This is a genomic window from Qipengyuania citrea (assembly GCF_009828015.1).
Taxonomy (GTDB): domain Bacteria; phylum Pseudomonadota; class Alphaproteobacteria; order Sphingomonadales; family Sphingomonadaceae; genus Qipengyuania; species Qipengyuania citrea.
This window is the reverse complement of sequence record NZ_WTYG01000002.1, coordinates 116622-130763: the sequence shown is the minus strand read 5'-3', so window position 1 is coordinate 130763 and position 14142 is coordinate 116622. Positions and strand designations below refer to the sequence as shown.

The window sequence follows — 14142 nt, the reverse complement described above, 5'->3', positions numbered from 1 at the left end:
GCGCCTATGGCATGAGCATCGCCATCATGGAAAGCGACAAGACCAAGGGCGGCGCAAAGCCCCCGCGCGGCGCGAGATCGGGCGGCAAGCAGCCCGCGGCGAAGCAGTACAGCCGCCCACGCGGCGGCAGCGCCAAGCCGATCAGCGACCTGATGCCGCAGATCGGCCGCAGCGCGTTCCGCCGCTTCGGTTTCGTGCAGAGCTCGATCGTCAGCCGGTGGCCCGAAATCGTCGGCACCGTGCATGCGCGGACCTGTACCCCCGAGATGATCCGCTTTCCCCCCGGCGAGAAGTCCGAAGGGATCATGCACCTGGTGGTCAAACCCGCACATGCGCCGCTGGTGCAGCAGGTCATCCCCGAGATCATCGACCGCGTGAACCGCTTCTTCGGCTACCGCGCGGTGGCCCGCATCAAGCTGCGGCAAGGTGAGGTTAAGCCGCCGCCCGACAGGGAAAAGCCCAAGGCGCCGCCGTCGCTCAAGCCCATTCCGATGGAATTGGGCGACAGTCTGCGCGATATCGGCGATCCGGAACTGCGCACCGTGCTCGAATCGCTCGCGCGCAGCCTCGAATCGCAAGAGGATGGGAACGACAACAGGTGAAGACGAAAACCGCGATGATCGCTGCGCTGGCGCTGGCCGGCGCGGGAACGCTGGCGCTTTCCGCCAGCGCGCAGGACCGGCCGATGCTGCCCGGCGGCAACTGGGCCGGAATGCTCGACGAAACCGATGGCGGGCACCGCTTCGGCAATCCCGAAGCGAAAACCAGGCTGGTCGAATTCATGAGCTACACCTGCTCGCACTGCGCCACTTTCGCGCGCGAGGGCGATGGCGCGATCAAGCTGACGCTGGTTCCGACCGGCCGCTTCAGCTACGAAATCCGGCACCTGATCCGCGACCCGATCGACCTTACCGCAACGCTGCTGACGCATTGCGGCGATCCCAAGAAGTTCGGCGGCAATCACGAAGCGATCATGTATCGCTATGACGAATGGATCGAGAAGGCGCGCAAGACCACGCAGGCGCAGCGGTCGCGCTGGCAGTTCGGCAGCCTGTCGGCGCGCTTCCAGGCAATCGCCAGCGATCTCGATTTCTACGACATCATGGAGACGCGCGGCTACGAACGTGCCGAGATCGACCAATGCCTGACCGACGAAGCCAAGGCCAGCGCGCTGGCCGACCGCTCGGCCGCCGATGCCGAACGCTACGGCATCACCGGCACGCCGAGCTTCGTGCTCGACGGCGAACTGCTCGAGGGAACGCATGACTGGTCCGCGCTCGAACCCCAGCTCGCCGACGCGCTCTAGCGGGCGAATGAACCGCCTTTTCGGGGGAAAGCCCTGTGGATACGCCGCGCGGCGGCTTCCCCTGCCCCCGCCCTCCGGCCTAGCCTTCGCCATCCAGACACGAGGAAACCGATGACCAAGACCCTGCGCTTCGCCCTTGCCGCCCCGCTCGCCCTGGCGCTTGCCGCCTGCGGATCGGGCGCCGAGCAGAGCGGCGAAATCCAAGGCGACGCAATCGCCGCCATTCCCGCGCCCGCGGGCAGCGAATGGCGCACCACCGCGGTGATGACCGAAGAAGGCGGCACGCTGGTCGGCAATCCCGACGCCCCGCTCAAGCTGGTCGAATACGGCTCGCTTACCTGCCCCACCTGCGCGCGCTTCTCGATGGAAGGCGGCGAACCGCTGCTCGAATATGTCGATAGCGGCGTGGTCAGCTTCGAATTGCGCCAGTTCGCCGTGCACGGCCCGCTCGACCTGCTGCTGCAGCGCATGACGCAATGCGGCCCGGTCGAGGCGGTGATCCCGCTGTCGGACCAGGTCTGGGCCAATTACGAAACCATCATGCAGCCGATCCAGGCCAACCAGGCGGCCTTCGAGGCCGCGATGCAGCGCCCGATGGAAGAGCGCTTCGTGGTTGCCGCCGAACAGATGGGCTATCTCGATTTCTTCGCCGCGCGCGGGATCAGCGAAGACCAGGGCCGCCAGTGCCTAGCCGATGTCGGCGCGCTCGAGGACATGGCCAATTACACGCAGCGCTACAGCAGCGAATTCGACATCACCGGCACCCCGACCTTCGAACTCAATGGCAACAAGGTCGATGCCAACACCTGGGGCGCACTGGAACCCATTCTCCAGCGTGCCGGCGCCAGGTAAGTCCGGCACGCGGGGGGCATAGGCGCGGATGAAGATCTCGAAGCTCCGGCTGAGCGGCTTCAAGAGCTTCGTCGAACCTGCCACCTTGCATATCGAACCGGGGCTGACGGGGGTCGTCGGCCCCAATGGCTGCGGCAAGTCCAACCTGCTCGAGGCGATCCGCTGGGTGATGGGCGAAAACTCGCCCAAGTCGATGCGCTCGGGCGGGATGGAAGATGTCATCTTCGCGGGTACGCAGAGCCGCCCGCAGCGCGATTTCGCCGAAGTGGTGCTGCACGGCGCGGACGATGACGGCGACGAGATGGAAGTCGTCCGCCGGATCGAGCGCGGCGCGGGCAGCGCCTATCGCCTCAACGGACGCGATGTGCGCGCCAAGGACGTGGCGCTGATCTTCGCCGATGCCGCCACCGGGGCGCACAGCCCCGCGCTGGTCAGCCAGGGCAAGATCGCGCAGGTGATCGCCGCCAAGCCGACCGAACGCCGCCAGATGCTCGAGGAAGCCGCGGGAATCGCCGGACTGCATGTCCGTCGCCGCGATGCGGAAAGCAAGCTGCGCCAGACCGAGACCAATCTCGAACGGCTCGAGGACATCATGGCCGGGCTCGACAGCCAGATCGCCTCGCTCCGCCGGCAGGCGAAGCAGGCCGAGCGCTACCGGAAACTGTCCGACGAGATAAAGACCGCCGAGGCCCGGCTGGTCTTCGCGCGCTGGCGCGATGCCGCCGCGGCAGCCGAACAGGCCAAGGCCGCTGCCGCCGATGCCGAGGCGCGCGTGAACGAAGCGCAGACGGCCGCCGACGAGGCGCAGAAGGCGCAGCGCAGGGCCGCGGAAGCGTTGGCCGAAGCGCGCGAGGAACAGGCCGATCGCCGCGACGATGCCAGCGCGCATGGCCACCGCATGGCCGCGCTGACCAGCCAGCTCGAGGCCGCCGAACAGCGGCTGGCCGATCTCGACCGCCAGAAGGCGCGGCTCGAGGCCGATCGCGGCGATGCCGACCGCTTGACGCGGGACGCCGCCGAGGCGCTGTCGCGGCTCGAACGCGAGCTCTCCGAAAGCGAACAGGCGCTGGCCGCCGACGAGGAACGCCGCCCGGCGCTGGAACGCGGACGCGAACAGGCCGAGCGAGACAGCCGCGCCGCCGAACTCGCGCTGGCGCGCGCGACTGCCGACAATGCCGGGGTGGAGGCCGAATGGCGCGTCGCCGAAGCTGCGATCGCGCAGGCGCGCACGCGGCTCGACCGGGTCGAGGCAGAGGCTCGGCGCATGGCCGAGCAACGCGCCGCGCTGGCCGGCGAGGATCCCGATGCCGATGTCGCCGCGGCACGTGCGGCAGCGGAAGAAGCAGGCACGCGCCTCGGCGACCTGCGCGGCACGATCGAGACGATGCAGGCGCGCAAGGCGGAACTGCAGGCGGCGCGCGATACGGCATCGTCGCAGCTGGCCGAGGCCCGCGCCGAACTGTCGGGCGTCCAGCGCGAATGGGAAGCGCTGAAGCGCGACCGCGATGCACGCGAACGCGCCGCGGCCAAGCGCAGCGGGCGCCAGCAGGCGATCGACGGCGTGCGCGCGGCCAAGGGCTATGAACGCGCGGTGGCGGCGGCGCTGGGGCGCGATGGCAAGGCCTTGCTCGGCGCGCCCGATGGCGATGCCGAGGGGCGCTACTGGACCGGGGCCGAACCACCCGCGCCCGTGGATGGCAGCCTGTCCGCGCATGTCGAGAGCGCGCCGCAGGAATTGCGCGCGCTGCTGGCGCTGGTCCAGGTTGCCGACGAGGATGACGGCCGCGCGCTCGCGCCGGGCCATGCGCTGGTCACCACCGACGGGCAATTGCGCCGCTGGGACGGGCTGGTGGTGCGCGGCGAAGGTTCGGCCGAAGCCGCGCGGCTGGAGGCGGAAAACCGCTTTGCCGAGCTCGATGCACACCTGCCCGCGCTGCGCGAAGCTGCAGACGGCGCACAGGCCGCGCTCGACACCGCGGGCGAGGAACTGGCGCAGTTGCAGCGCGATCTCGTCGCGCGCGAACGCGAGCTGGCGGGCGCTGCGGATGCCGAACGCCAGGCGCTGCGCACGCTCGACCAGGCCGAGGCGGCACGCGAACGGCTGGCCGCGCGGCTCGAGGAACTCGCGCGCAGCGAAAACGAACAGGGCGAGCTGATCGCCGCGGCCGCCGCCGAACTCGATGCCGCTCAGGCGCGGCGCGATGCGCTGCCCGATCCCGCAGCGGGGCGCGCCGCGCTCGAAGCCGCGCGCGCAAAGAACGAGGCGGCGCGGGCGACGTTGCAGGCGCGTGCCGCCGAACTCGCCAGCCACGACCAGGCGCTGGCGGTCGCACGCGAGCGCGCCGCAGCGCAGCGCAGCGACATGGCCAATTGGCAGGCGCGCAGCGGCGATGCCGCGCGGCGGCTGTCCGAAATGGAAATCCGCGCCGAGGAAATAGAGCAGGAACGCGCGGTGACCGCGGCCAAGCCCGAGGGGCTGATGCGCGAGATCGAACAGGGCGACCAGGTCCGCGAGCGATTGACGCGCGCGCTTTCGGAAGCCGAACAGGCGGTCAGCGCCGCCAGTGCACAGGCGCAGCAGGCCGACAAGGACTTTCCCGCAGCCAATGAAGCGCTGGCCAGGGCGCGCGAAAGCCGCGCCGGCCTGACCGAACGCGCCGAGAACCAGGACGGCCGCCGGATCGAGATGGCGCGGGTGTCGGGAGAGCGTTTCCAGTGTCCGCCCCCGCTGCTGCCGCAGCGCTATGAATTCGACGAGGAAGCGATTGCCGCAGCGGAGGCGGAGAGCGAGGAGATGGACCGGCTCACCGCCAGCCGCGAGCGGATCGGACCGGTCAATCTGGTGGCCGCGGAAGAACTCGAACGGATCGAGAGCGAGCATGGCAGCAATGCCGCCGAGCAGGAGGAACTGCGCGAGGCGGTCAGCCGGCTGCGCGGGTCGATCGGCAATCTCAACCGCGAGGGGCGCGAACGGCTGCGCGCCGCGTTCGAACAGGTCAACGACCACTTCAAGCGCTTGTTCATGCGGCTGTTCGAAGGCGGTGAAGCGCATCTCGCGCTGATCGACAGCGACGATCCGCTCGAAGCGGGCCTCGAGATCTTCGCGCAGCCGCCGGGCAAGAAGCTGCAATCGCTCACGCTGCTGTCGGGTGGCGAACAGGCGCTGACCGCGACCGCACTGATCTTCGCGCTGTTCCTGACCAATCCGGCGCCGATCTGCGTGCTCGACGAGGTCGATGCGCCACTGGACGATGCCAATATCGACCGCTTCTGCGACCTGCTCGACGCGATGACGCGCGAGACGCGCGAGACGCAGACCCGCTATCTGATCGTGACGCACAATGCGGTGACGATGAGCCGGATGCACCGGCTGTTCGGTGTGACCATGATCGAGAAGGGCGTCAGCCGGCTGGTCAGCGTCGATCTGGGCGCGGCCGAAGAACTGCTCGCGGCCGAATAGCCGCGCTGCCACGGGGGAGAATTCGATGATGTCGCTGCGCCTGCCACTTGCCGCCCTGCTGCTGGGCTGCGCCGCCCACTGCCCCGCCGCGCTCGCTGCCGCGTCCGCCGCGCCGACGCAGATCGGCATGAGCGAAACCGAACAGGCGGCCCCCGCCATGCCGCCGCTGCTTTCCATGCGCGCGCGCGCCGAGGTGATCGACGCGGTGCTGGCACAGCGGCTGGAGACGGTCGTTCCCGCAATCATGCGCGAACAGGGCATCGCCATGTGGGTGCTGATGGCGCGCGAATATTTCGAGGAGCCGGTCATTGCGACGATGCTGGATGCGCAAAGCATGCATGCGCGGCGGCGGACGATCCTGATCTTCCACGATCCCGGCGAAGGGCAGGAAATCGAGCGGCTGACCGTCAGCCGTTATGGGCTTGGCGACCTGTTCGAGGCAGCTTGGGATCCCGAGCAGCAGCCCGACCAGTGGCAGGCGGTGGCGGACATCATCGCGCAGCGCGATCCGGCGAACATCGCGATCAACACGTCCGATCTGTCAGCCTTCGGCGATGGGATGACGCTGAGCCAGTACCGGATGATGAAGGAGGCGCTCGCGCCCGAGTACCGCGAGCGGATCGTGTCGGGCGAACAACTGGCGACCCGCTGGCTCGAAACGCGCACACCCGCCGAGATCGCGCTTTACCCCGGGGTCGTGCGAATCGCGCATGCGCTGATCGCGCAGGCTTTCTCGCGCGCGGTCATCACGCCGGGGGAAACCACGGCCGCCGATGTCCAGTGGTGGTATCGCGACACGCTCGCCGCGCACGGCCTGACGCCGTGGTTCCACCCCTCGGTCGGCATCCAGCGCGAGGGCGCCGAGGGGATGCTCCGCGGCGATACGGTGATCCTCCCGGGCGACCTGCTGTGGACCGATTTCGGCATCACCTACCTGCGGCTCAACACCGATACGCAGCATCTCGCCTATGTCCTCAAGCCGGGCGAGAGCGAGGCGCCCGCGGGCCTCCGCGCCGGGCTGGCAGCCACCAACCGCGTGCAGGAGGCGCTGATCGGCAGCTTCGCGGCAGGATCGAGCGGCAACGAAATCCTCGCCCGCGCGCGGCGCAGGGCGATTGCGGAGGGGCTCGATCCCTCGATCTATTCGCACCCGATCGGGCTGCACGGCCACGGCGCGGGCACGCCGATCGGGTTCTGGGACAATCAGGGCGGCGATCCGCGCGGCGAGTACATCCTCCAGCCCGACACCGCGTGGTCGATCGAACTGACGTCCTACAACGCGGTGCCCGAATGGGGCGGACAGGTGGTCGATTTCCGTTCGGAGGAAGACGCGTTCTTCGATGGCGAGACGGTGCGCTTCCTCGACGGGCGCCAGACCGAACTGACGCTGATCCCCAGCGACTGAGCCGGGTTCAGGCTGCCAGCGCAGCCGCCAGGTCGGCGCGGATGGACTTGAGGCGCGCGACCAGGTCGCCATCGACCGGAGCGGTGCGCGGATCGGCAGCCTGCGCGGCTGCCTGCGGATCGGGAGCGCCCTTGAGCGCCGCCTTGGCGCCTTTCAGCGTGTAGCCCTGGCGATTGACCAGCGCGTCGATGCGTTCGACCAGCGCCACGTCTTCGGGGCGGTAGTACCGCCGGCCGCCGCTGCGGGTGAGCGGCTTGAGCATGGGGAACTGCTGTTCCCAGTAACGCAGCACATGCGCCTTGATCCCGGTCGCGCGGGCAACTTCGCCGATGGTGCGCAGCGCGCCCTCTTCCTTGCCGTCGTCGAATTCAGCCATCGCGCACCCTTGTCCCGGCCTCAGCCGTTTGCAATCCGCTCCTTGAGCAGCTGGCTGGCGCGAAAGGTCATCACCCGGCGGGGCGTGATCGGCACTTCGACCCCAGTCTTGGGGTTGCGGCCGATACGTTCCTTCTTGTCGCGCAGCACGAAGCTGCCGAAGCCCGAAATCTTAACGTTCTCGCCGTCGGCCAGCGCATCGCACATCTTGCCGAGGATCGCTTCGACCATGTCGAGCGACTCGGCGCGCGACAGCCCCATCTTGCGGTTGATCGTCTCGGCCAGATCGGCCCGGGTAAGCGTGCCTACGGAGCGCATCATATCCATTCTATCCTTCCCCCAGAAACGACCCTGAACGGGAATGCGACCCCAACTCGAACTTCACCAAGCAATATAGAGGTTTGGCAGCGCGCTGGCAAACGGGTTCCCGCGGCTACGGGGCTGCCCTTACATCCGCGCGAGCGAGGCGCCCCAGGTGAAGCCGCCGCCCATCGCCTCGAACATCACCAGATCGCCGGGCTTGATCCGGCCATCGCGCATCGCGGTATCGAGCGCGAGCGGGACCGAGGCTGCCGAGGTGTTGGCGTGCCGGTCGACTGTCACCACGACCTTTTCGGCCGGCAGGTCGAGCTTGCGCGCGGTGGCATCGAGGATGCGGGCATTGGCCTGGTGCGGCACCACCCAGTCGATATCGGCGGCGCTGGTGCCCGATTCCTCGAGCACTTCCTTGAGCACGCTGGCGAGATTGACGACCGCGTGGCGGAACACCTCGCGGCCCTTCATGCGCAATTTGCCGACCGTGCCCGTGGTCGAAGGCCCGCCGTCGACATAGAGCATGTCCTTGTGCTGCCCATCGGCATGCAGGCGGCTGGCGAGGATGCCGGGGCCGTCCGCGGCGACGTCCTGTGCCTCGAGCACGACCGCCCCCGCGCCATCGCCGAACAATACGCAGGTGGTGCGATCGTCCCAGTCGAGAATGCGGCTGAAGGTTTCCGAACCGATCACCAGCGCCTTTGTCGCCATCCCGGTCCGCAGCAGCGAATCGGCAGTGGCCAGCGCATAGAGAAAGCCCGAGCACACGGCCTGCACGTCGAAGGCCACCCCGCCGCCGCACCCCAGCGCCGCCTGCACCTGCGTGGCGGTGGCGGGGAAGGTATGGTCGGGAGTTGCGGTAGCGAGGACGATCAGGCCGATTTCCTGCGCATCGACGCCCGCCGCTTCGAGCGCGTTGCGCGCTGCCGCGGTGGCGAGAGTGGAGGTCGTCTCGCTATCGTCCGCGATATAGCGCTGGCGGATGCCGGTCCGCTCGACGATCCATTCGTCGCTGGTGTCCACCCTGGCGGCGAGATCGGCATTGGTGACGCATTTGGCGGGCAATGCCGAACCCGTGCCGGTGATCACCGAACGGATCATTTCGCGGTAACGCCCGCCGCTTCGATTTCGCCCAGATCGCGTTTGATGCGGTTGGTGATGTCGTCCTCCAGCAGCCGCGCGGCGACTTCCACCGCATTGGCGACGCCCTTGGCATTGGCGCTGCCGTGGCTTTTCACCACCACGCCGTTGAGGCCGAGGAAGACCGCGCCATTGTGGTTGTTGGGGTCGAGATGGTGGCGCAGCAGGTCGGTCGCGGGACGCGAGACGAGGAAGCCGATCTTCGAGCGCAGCGAGCTGGTGAAGGCATTGCGCAGCAGGTCGGTGACGAAGCGCGCCGCGCCCTCGATCGCCTTCAGTGCAATATTACCCGAGAACCCGTCGCAGACCACCACGTCGCATTCGCCGCGGTTGATCTTGTCGGCTTCGACATAGCCTTCGAAATCCATCGCCAGCCCGGTGGCGGCGCGCAGCGCCTCGGCGGCGGCCTGGATATCTTCGGTGCCCTTGGTTTCCTCGGTTCCGATGTTGAGCAGCCGGGTGCGCGGGCGTTCGCGGCCGGTCACGATGCGCGAATAGGCCGCGCCCATGATGGCGAACTGGATGAGGTTGCGCGCGTCGCATTCACGATTGGCGCCGAGGTCGAGCATGACGACATCGTCGTCGGTCAGCGTCGGCAGCAGCGCGGCCAGCGCCGGCCGGTCAAGCCCGGGCATGGTGCGCAGCGCGAGCTTGCTCATCGCCATCAGCGCGCCGGTGTTGCCGCCCGACACGGCGGCGCCGGCATCGCCCTGCTTCACCGCATTGACCGCAAGGCCCATGCTGGTGGTCTTGGCGCGCCGCAAGGCGCGGCTCGGCAGCTCGTCGCCGCCGACCACGTCGGTGCAATGCAGGATCTCGGACGCCCCTGCCATGCCGGGGTGCGTATCGAGCGCGGCCTTGATGCGTGTTTCGTCGCCAACCAGCAGGAACTGGAACTTGTCGTGGCGGCGACGCGCAAGCGCGGCGCCTTCCACCATGACGCGCACACCTTCATCACCGCCCATCGCATCGACGGCGATACGCGGCAGGCTCATGCGCTGTCTCCGGCTTGGCTGACGGTCTTACAGACCGACGGCGATGATTTCGCGGCCGTTGTAATATCCGCAGTGCGGGCACAGATTGTGCGGCCGCTTGAGTTCGCCGCAGTTCGAGCACTCGTGATGAGCTTCGACCTTGAGCGAATCATGCGAGCGGCGGTTGCCGCGACGGTGGGGCGATACTTTCCTCTTGGGGACGGCCATGGCGGCACCTGTTCCTCAAACAATTACAATCAATTTCGGTGGCCGCCCTAGGGGATGGTCCGGCACGCTGCAAGAGCGCGTGAACCCGAAAATCCCGACCGTGACGGTGAAGGCGCGCGTAATAGCCAAATTTGCAGGCGATGCAACCCGATTCCGCATGCCGCGGCGGGATTGCACGGCGACGGGCTTCGCCCTAGCACGCAGGCGGGTAGCGTTCACGGGGAACGCAAGGGAGAGAAACATGGGCATTATCCTGCCGGTTACACTGACCGCGGCGGCTGCAGCGGCGATCATCAACCTGTGGCTTGCGATCCGAGTCGGGCAGATGCGCGGCGCGACCAAGACCATCCACGGCGACGATGCGGGCGGTCCGCTGACGCGGCGGATGCGCGCGCAGCTCAATTTCGTCGAGAACACACCGTTCGTCCTGGTGCTGATTGCGGCCATCGAACTGACCGGCAAGGGCGATCCCTGGCTGGCCTGGGTGGCGGCGATCTACATGCTTGGCCGCGTGGCGCACGGCTTCGGCATGGACGGCGAAGGCGCGACCAAGCCGCGCATGATCGGCACGCTGGTGACGATGCTGACGCTGCTCGGCCTCGCGGTGGTTGCGGTGCTGATCACGCTTGGCGTGATGTAAGAGAAGGAAATTTTGCGGCGTACGGTCGGGACATCCGTCCCGACCTTGCGCAAGCTATCGACGGAGGTCGATAGCGCACCCCACAAATATCAACTCAACGCGTAATCGCTCACGAAGGCATTGGTCTGGCGTTCCTGGCCGAAGGTGCTGGTCGGCCCGTGACCGGGAATGAAGGTCACGTCATTGCCGAGCGGCCACAGTTTCTGCGTGATCGCGTCGATCAGGTCCTGGTGGTTGCCCATCGGGAAATCAGTGCGCCCGATGCTGCCCTGGAACAAGACGTCGCCGACGATGGCAAACTTGCTCGGCCGGTTGAAGAACACGACATGGCCCGGCGTATGGCCGGGGCAATGGATCACCTCGAGCGTCAGTTCGCCCACGGTGACCGTGTCGCCATCGACCAGCCAGCGATCGGGTTCGAACACCTCGGCTTGCATGCCGTATCTCGCGCCGTCTTCCTCGAGCCGGCTGATCCAGAAACGGTCCGCCTCGTGCGGGCCCTCGATCGGCAGGCCCAATTCCTTCGCCAGCACGCCCGCCTCGCCGCAATGGTCCATATGGCCATGCGTGATGAGGATCTTCTCCAGTTCCACGCCCGACTTGGCGACCGCCGCCTTGAGTTTGTCGAGATCGCCGCCGGGATCGACCAGCGCGCCCTTGTTGGTCGCGGTGCACCAGATCAGCGAGCAGTTCTGCTGCAGCGGCGTGACCGGGACGATACCGGCTTTCATGGGCGGAGTGGCGGGCTTTTGGGTATCGGTTTCCATATATCCGCAAAAATGGTCGGCTTCTTGATCGAAAACAAGCCGCATCTGCGGCAAAGTGCTAACACCGCGGTAGAGGAGCAGATTCATGAAGCATATCGCAACCATCGCGGCGGGGTGCGCGGTGCTGGCAGCATGCCAGACCTATCCCGATCGCCCCGCCCCGCCGGGCGGCGCCGTGGCCAGCGCCGCAGCGCCCGCGCCCGACTTCGTTACCGGCGTGTGCGGGGAATGCCATGCCGTGACGAGCGATACGGTGTCGCTCGACCCGCAGGCCCCCGGCTTTGCCGACATCGCCAACAGCCCGGGCCTGACGCGCGCGACGCTGGTGACCTTCCTGTCGGATGCGCACAATTACCCGATGCAGATGGATGTCGACCTGGTCGAAGAGGATATCGAACTGGTTGCCGACTACATGCTGACGCTGCGCTCGGACGATTACGTCAAGCGCCCGTCGTGATCGGGCGGCGGGTCACACCCGCCCCCCTTTCCAGACAACCCGGCCGATTACCTCGACATCTTCGCGCGCGAGGTCGATCGGGGCATAGCTGTCGTTGGCGCTGATCAGCGCAATGCGGCCCGGCGCGCTGGCCTGGACCTGCTTGACGTGCAGCGCATCGCCGATGCGCACGACGTGGATGCCCTCACCTGAGCGCTTGTTGCGGTCGACGAAGATCTCGTCGCCGCTGCGCAGGGTTGGTTCCATGCTGTCGCCCTCGACGCGGATCGCGGTGAGATCGGCGCCCTCCAGCCCCATTTCGCGCAGCCAGCGGCGGCTGAAGCGGAAGCTGTCGAAGGAAATTTCCTCTGCCGAAAACGCGCCCGGCCCCGCCGAGGCGTCGAGCGGAAGGCGGGGCACGGTGATGAACTCGTCCGGGGCAGAAGCGCGCACATGGTCGGGATCGGCCCCCAGCGCGACCTCGGACACGCCGAAGAACTCGGCCAGCCGCCGCCGGTCCGCCTCCTCCAGCTTGCGCGGCGAACCCTTGCGTACGAATTGCTGCAGATAGCTGGGATTGCGGCCGAGCATGGCGGAAAGCGAGGCTAGGCTGGTGCGTCCGGCCTCGGCCAGTTCGACCAGCTTCGCGCGGTCCGGCGTCATCGCTTCACTCATAAGACCGTGTCCTCAAGCCCGCCGTCATCCGACCCGCGTCGCGCAGGACGGAGCATGCGAGAAATTTCCCATAGCATAGGATTTTTCCTAGACAAGTAGGAATTGGATTGGAACAAATGCGGAACACAGCCAGCGAATCGCCACTTCCGGCAGCCATTTGGGGAGCCCGCCATGCTGATCCGATCCGTCGAGAAATTCCTCCGCCAGCACGAGATGGCGGCCACCAAGTTCGGCCGCCTTGCCGCGCATGATCCGCGCTTCGTGCTCGACCTGCGCATGGGGCGCGAGCCGCGCGACCGCACCGAACAGCGCATCCGCGGCTTCATGGCCGGGTTCGAGGCGGCGCGCGATGTCGCAACCACGCGGGAGACCGCGCATGTCGGATGAAACAGCCCCGCCCCGCGCGCCGCGCGCACGCCGTACCGCCGCCGACCGCCTGCGCGCCGCACTGGTCGAGCTGCACGCGCACCATGGTGAGGTGCTGATGCATACCGAGAAGGCGTGGGCGAGCATCACCTTTGCGGGCACGCGGCACAGCCTCACGATCCTATTCGCAGGCGAGGAAGCTGTGGAGGCCGGCGAAGAGTTCGTCGCCGCCCTGCCCGATCACGAATTCGCCATCCCCGGCCAACTGGTCGCCGATGCGGGCGTGGTCGAAGTCGAACACCGCCTCACCCCCGAGCCACGGCTGGTGGTCCGGTGCGAATTGCTGCTGTTGGAGGAGGGCTGACTGAACTCTCGAATGTCAGCTTTTGTCGCACGAGGCGTATCACGGAACGGCTGAATTTGGGTGGAAAGCGGACGTCGCGAAGATATAGCCTAAGTATGGAAGATCACGACTTGGAACCAACCTCGATGCTTCGCTATATTGCTGCTTACTTCGCGGTGAAGCTAGCCGCTGCCGGTGCGCTGCTACTGTATGCAATGAACTTCGATGGCGAGCCGTCGATTCCATCGACAGGAATTACGATCATAGCAGTTGCATTGTCAGTCGGCTGGTGGCGTACCGATTGCGAGTATGGTCTTCCCGGGTGTTGGCTCCCATGACTTAAGCATCACGTTCCATCTCACCCATTTTCGATCAGTGCGTGGCTTAGTCGCATGTCGCAATTGTTGCCAAAGTCCGCAATGGGGTCGTTACCGGCTAGTCCGGTTTCAGCCCAAAAAGCACGGAAGCCGCCTGACGGCTCCTAACGATCGCCGCGCCATGCGCGAAGGTCTGATTAGGGGTGGTTAGCGGACGGCTTAAATCCCTACAATCTCATCCCAAATGAAAGCCAAAATAGCTATCAAAAGAATCGACGAAGGTAAGGCAATGAAGATAAGGCTTGTCCATTTGTAGGACCAAAAGACATTCCGCTGATCCTCTGGGACCAATCGTGCAAACGGCCAAATCTGTATAAAAGTGTTCACCGCCGCGATTATTGGGGCGATAATCAGCATGCCCAAAAAGCTCGCGTCGGGGTCGCTGCTTGAGAGAATGACACCTGCCAACAGCAGCATGACAAAGGTAATAACGTAGCAGACGGTCAGATAGCGTTTGAGCGACATCTACTCGGGCTAGCTCGCTTG

Annotated in this window: 17 protein-coding genes; 9 read left to right on the top strand and 8 right to left on the bottom strand. The window is 66.6% G+C overall.

Features of this window, described 5'->3' with window-relative positions:
• Positions 1–11: 11 nt before the first annotated feature.
• The 5 genes from GRI55_RS06080 (at position 12) to GRI55_RS06060 (ending at position 7023) form a co-directional block, all read left to right on the top strand.
• A complete protein-coding gene (locus GRI55_RS06080) occupies positions 12–602 on the top strand; it encodes a DUF721 domain-containing protein (RefSeq protein WP_228135249.1) in 591 nt (196 codons plus the stop codon).
• The gene (locus GRI55_RS06075; RefSeq protein ID WP_160766564.1) at positions 599–1306 is read left to right on the top strand and encodes a DsbA family protein; all 708 of its coding nucleotides are present in this window, start codon (positions 599–601) and stop codon (positions 1304–1306) included. The genes GRI55_RS06080 and GRI55_RS06075 overlap by 4 nt, the downstream gene beginning before the upstream one ends.
• A gap of 111 nt (positions 1307–1417) precedes the next feature.
• On the top strand, positions 1418–2158 hold the full coding sequence (locus GRI55_RS06070) for a thioredoxin domain-containing protein (RefSeq protein WP_063512025.1): 741 nt from the start codon (positions 1418–1420) through the stop codon (positions 2156–2158).
• Positions 2159–2186: 28 nt separating this feature from the next.
• Positions 2187–5618: an AAA family ATPase gene (locus GRI55_RS06065; protein WP_160766563.1), complete on the top strand. Its 3432-nt coding sequence runs from the start codon at positions 2187–2189 to the stop codon at positions 5616–5618.
• A 25-nt stretch (positions 5619–5643) separates the two neighbouring features.
• The gene (locus GRI55_RS06060) at positions 5644–7023 is read left to right on the top strand and encodes a M24 family metallopeptidase (RefSeq protein WP_237452437.1); all 1380 of its coding nucleotides are present in this window, start codon (positions 5644–5646) and stop codon (positions 7021–7023) included.
• 7 nt (positions 7024–7030) lie between these two features.
• Here GRI55_RS06060 and GRI55_RS06055 read toward each other — a convergent pair whose 3' ends face one another.
• The 5 genes from GRI55_RS06055 to rpmF form a co-directional block, all read right to left on the bottom strand.
• On the bottom strand, positions 7031–7399 hold the full coding sequence (locus GRI55_RS06055; protein ID WP_160766562.1) for a MerR family transcriptional regulator: 369 nt from the start codon (positions 7397–7399) through the stop codon (positions 7031–7033).
• A gap of 20 nt (positions 7400–7419) precedes the next feature.
• Positions 7420–7719, bottom strand: coding sequence for an integration host factor subunit alpha (locus GRI55_RS06050; RefSeq protein ID WP_197458094.1), 300 nt, complete (start codon positions 7717–7719; stop codon positions 7420–7422).
• A gap of 126 nt (positions 7720–7845) precedes the next feature.
• Complete coding sequence (locus tag GRI55_RS06045; protein ID WP_160766561.1) at positions 7846–8811, bottom strand: beta-ketoacyl-ACP synthase III; 966 nt, start codon at positions 8809–8811, stop codon at positions 7846–7848.
• On the bottom strand, positions 8808–9845 hold the full coding sequence (gene plsX, locus GRI55_RS06040; protein WP_050600295.1) for a phosphate acyltransferase PlsX: 1038 nt from the start codon (positions 9843–9845) through the stop codon (positions 8808–8810). The genes GRI55_RS06045 and plsX overlap by 4 nt, the downstream gene beginning before the upstream one ends.
• A 27-nt stretch (positions 9846–9872) precedes the next feature.
• Entirely contained in the window at positions 9873–10052 is a 180-nt protein-coding gene (rpmF, locus tag GRI55_RS06035) for a 50S ribosomal protein L32 (RefSeq protein WP_050600294.1), read from the bottom strand.
• Positions 10053–10293: 241 nt separating this feature from the next.
• Between rpmF and GRI55_RS06030 the strand changes: the two genes are divergently transcribed.
• Entirely contained in the window at positions 10294–10692 is a 399-nt protein-coding gene (locus tag GRI55_RS06030) for an MAPEG family protein (protein ID WP_197458076.1), read from the top strand.
• 89 nt (positions 10693–10781) lie between these two features.
• Here GRI55_RS06030 and GRI55_RS06025 read toward each other — a convergent pair whose 3' ends face one another.
• A complete protein-coding gene (locus GRI55_RS06025) occupies positions 10782–11423 on the bottom strand; it encodes an MBL fold metallo-hydrolase (protein ID WP_050600362.1) in 642 nt (213 codons plus the stop codon).
• A 121-nt stretch (positions 11424–11544) separates the two neighbouring features.
• On the opposite strand from GRI55_RS06025, the gene GRI55_RS06020 reads away from it, so the two are divergent.
• Entirely contained in the window at positions 11545–11916 is a 372-nt protein-coding gene (locus GRI55_RS06020) for a hypothetical protein (RefSeq protein ID WP_050600293.1), read from the top strand.
• Between the two features lie 12 nt (positions 11917–11928).
• Here GRI55_RS06020 and GRI55_RS06015 read toward each other — a convergent pair whose 3' ends face one another.
• Positions 11929–12570: a S24 family peptidase gene (locus GRI55_RS06015; RefSeq protein WP_160766560.1), complete on the bottom strand. Its 642-nt coding sequence runs from the start codon at positions 12568–12570 to the stop codon at positions 11929–11931.
• Between the two features lie 171 nt (positions 12571–12741).
• Between GRI55_RS06015 and GRI55_RS06010 the strand changes: the two genes are divergently transcribed.
• Together GRI55_RS06010 and GRI55_RS06005 are read left to right on the top strand one after the other, a co-directional pair.
• Entirely contained in the window at positions 12742–12957 is a 216-nt protein-coding gene (locus GRI55_RS06010) for a hypothetical protein (protein WP_160766559.1), read from the top strand.
• Positions 12947–13300: a hypothetical protein gene (locus GRI55_RS06005; RefSeq protein WP_202392391.1), complete on the top strand. Its 354-nt coding sequence runs from the start codon at positions 12947–12949 to the stop codon at positions 13298–13300. Before GRI55_RS06010 ends, GRI55_RS06005 begins: the two co-directional genes overlap by 11 nt.
• A gap of 515 nt (positions 13301–13815) precedes the next feature.
• On the opposite strand, the gene GRI55_RS06000 is transcribed toward GRI55_RS06005, so the two are convergent.
• Positions 13816–14121 (bottom strand): hypothetical protein, encoded by a 306-nt coding sequence (locus GRI55_RS06000; RefSeq protein WP_160766558.1) that lies wholly within the window; start codon positions 14119–14121, stop codon positions 13816–13818.
• Positions 14122–14142: the final 21 nt, after the last annotated feature.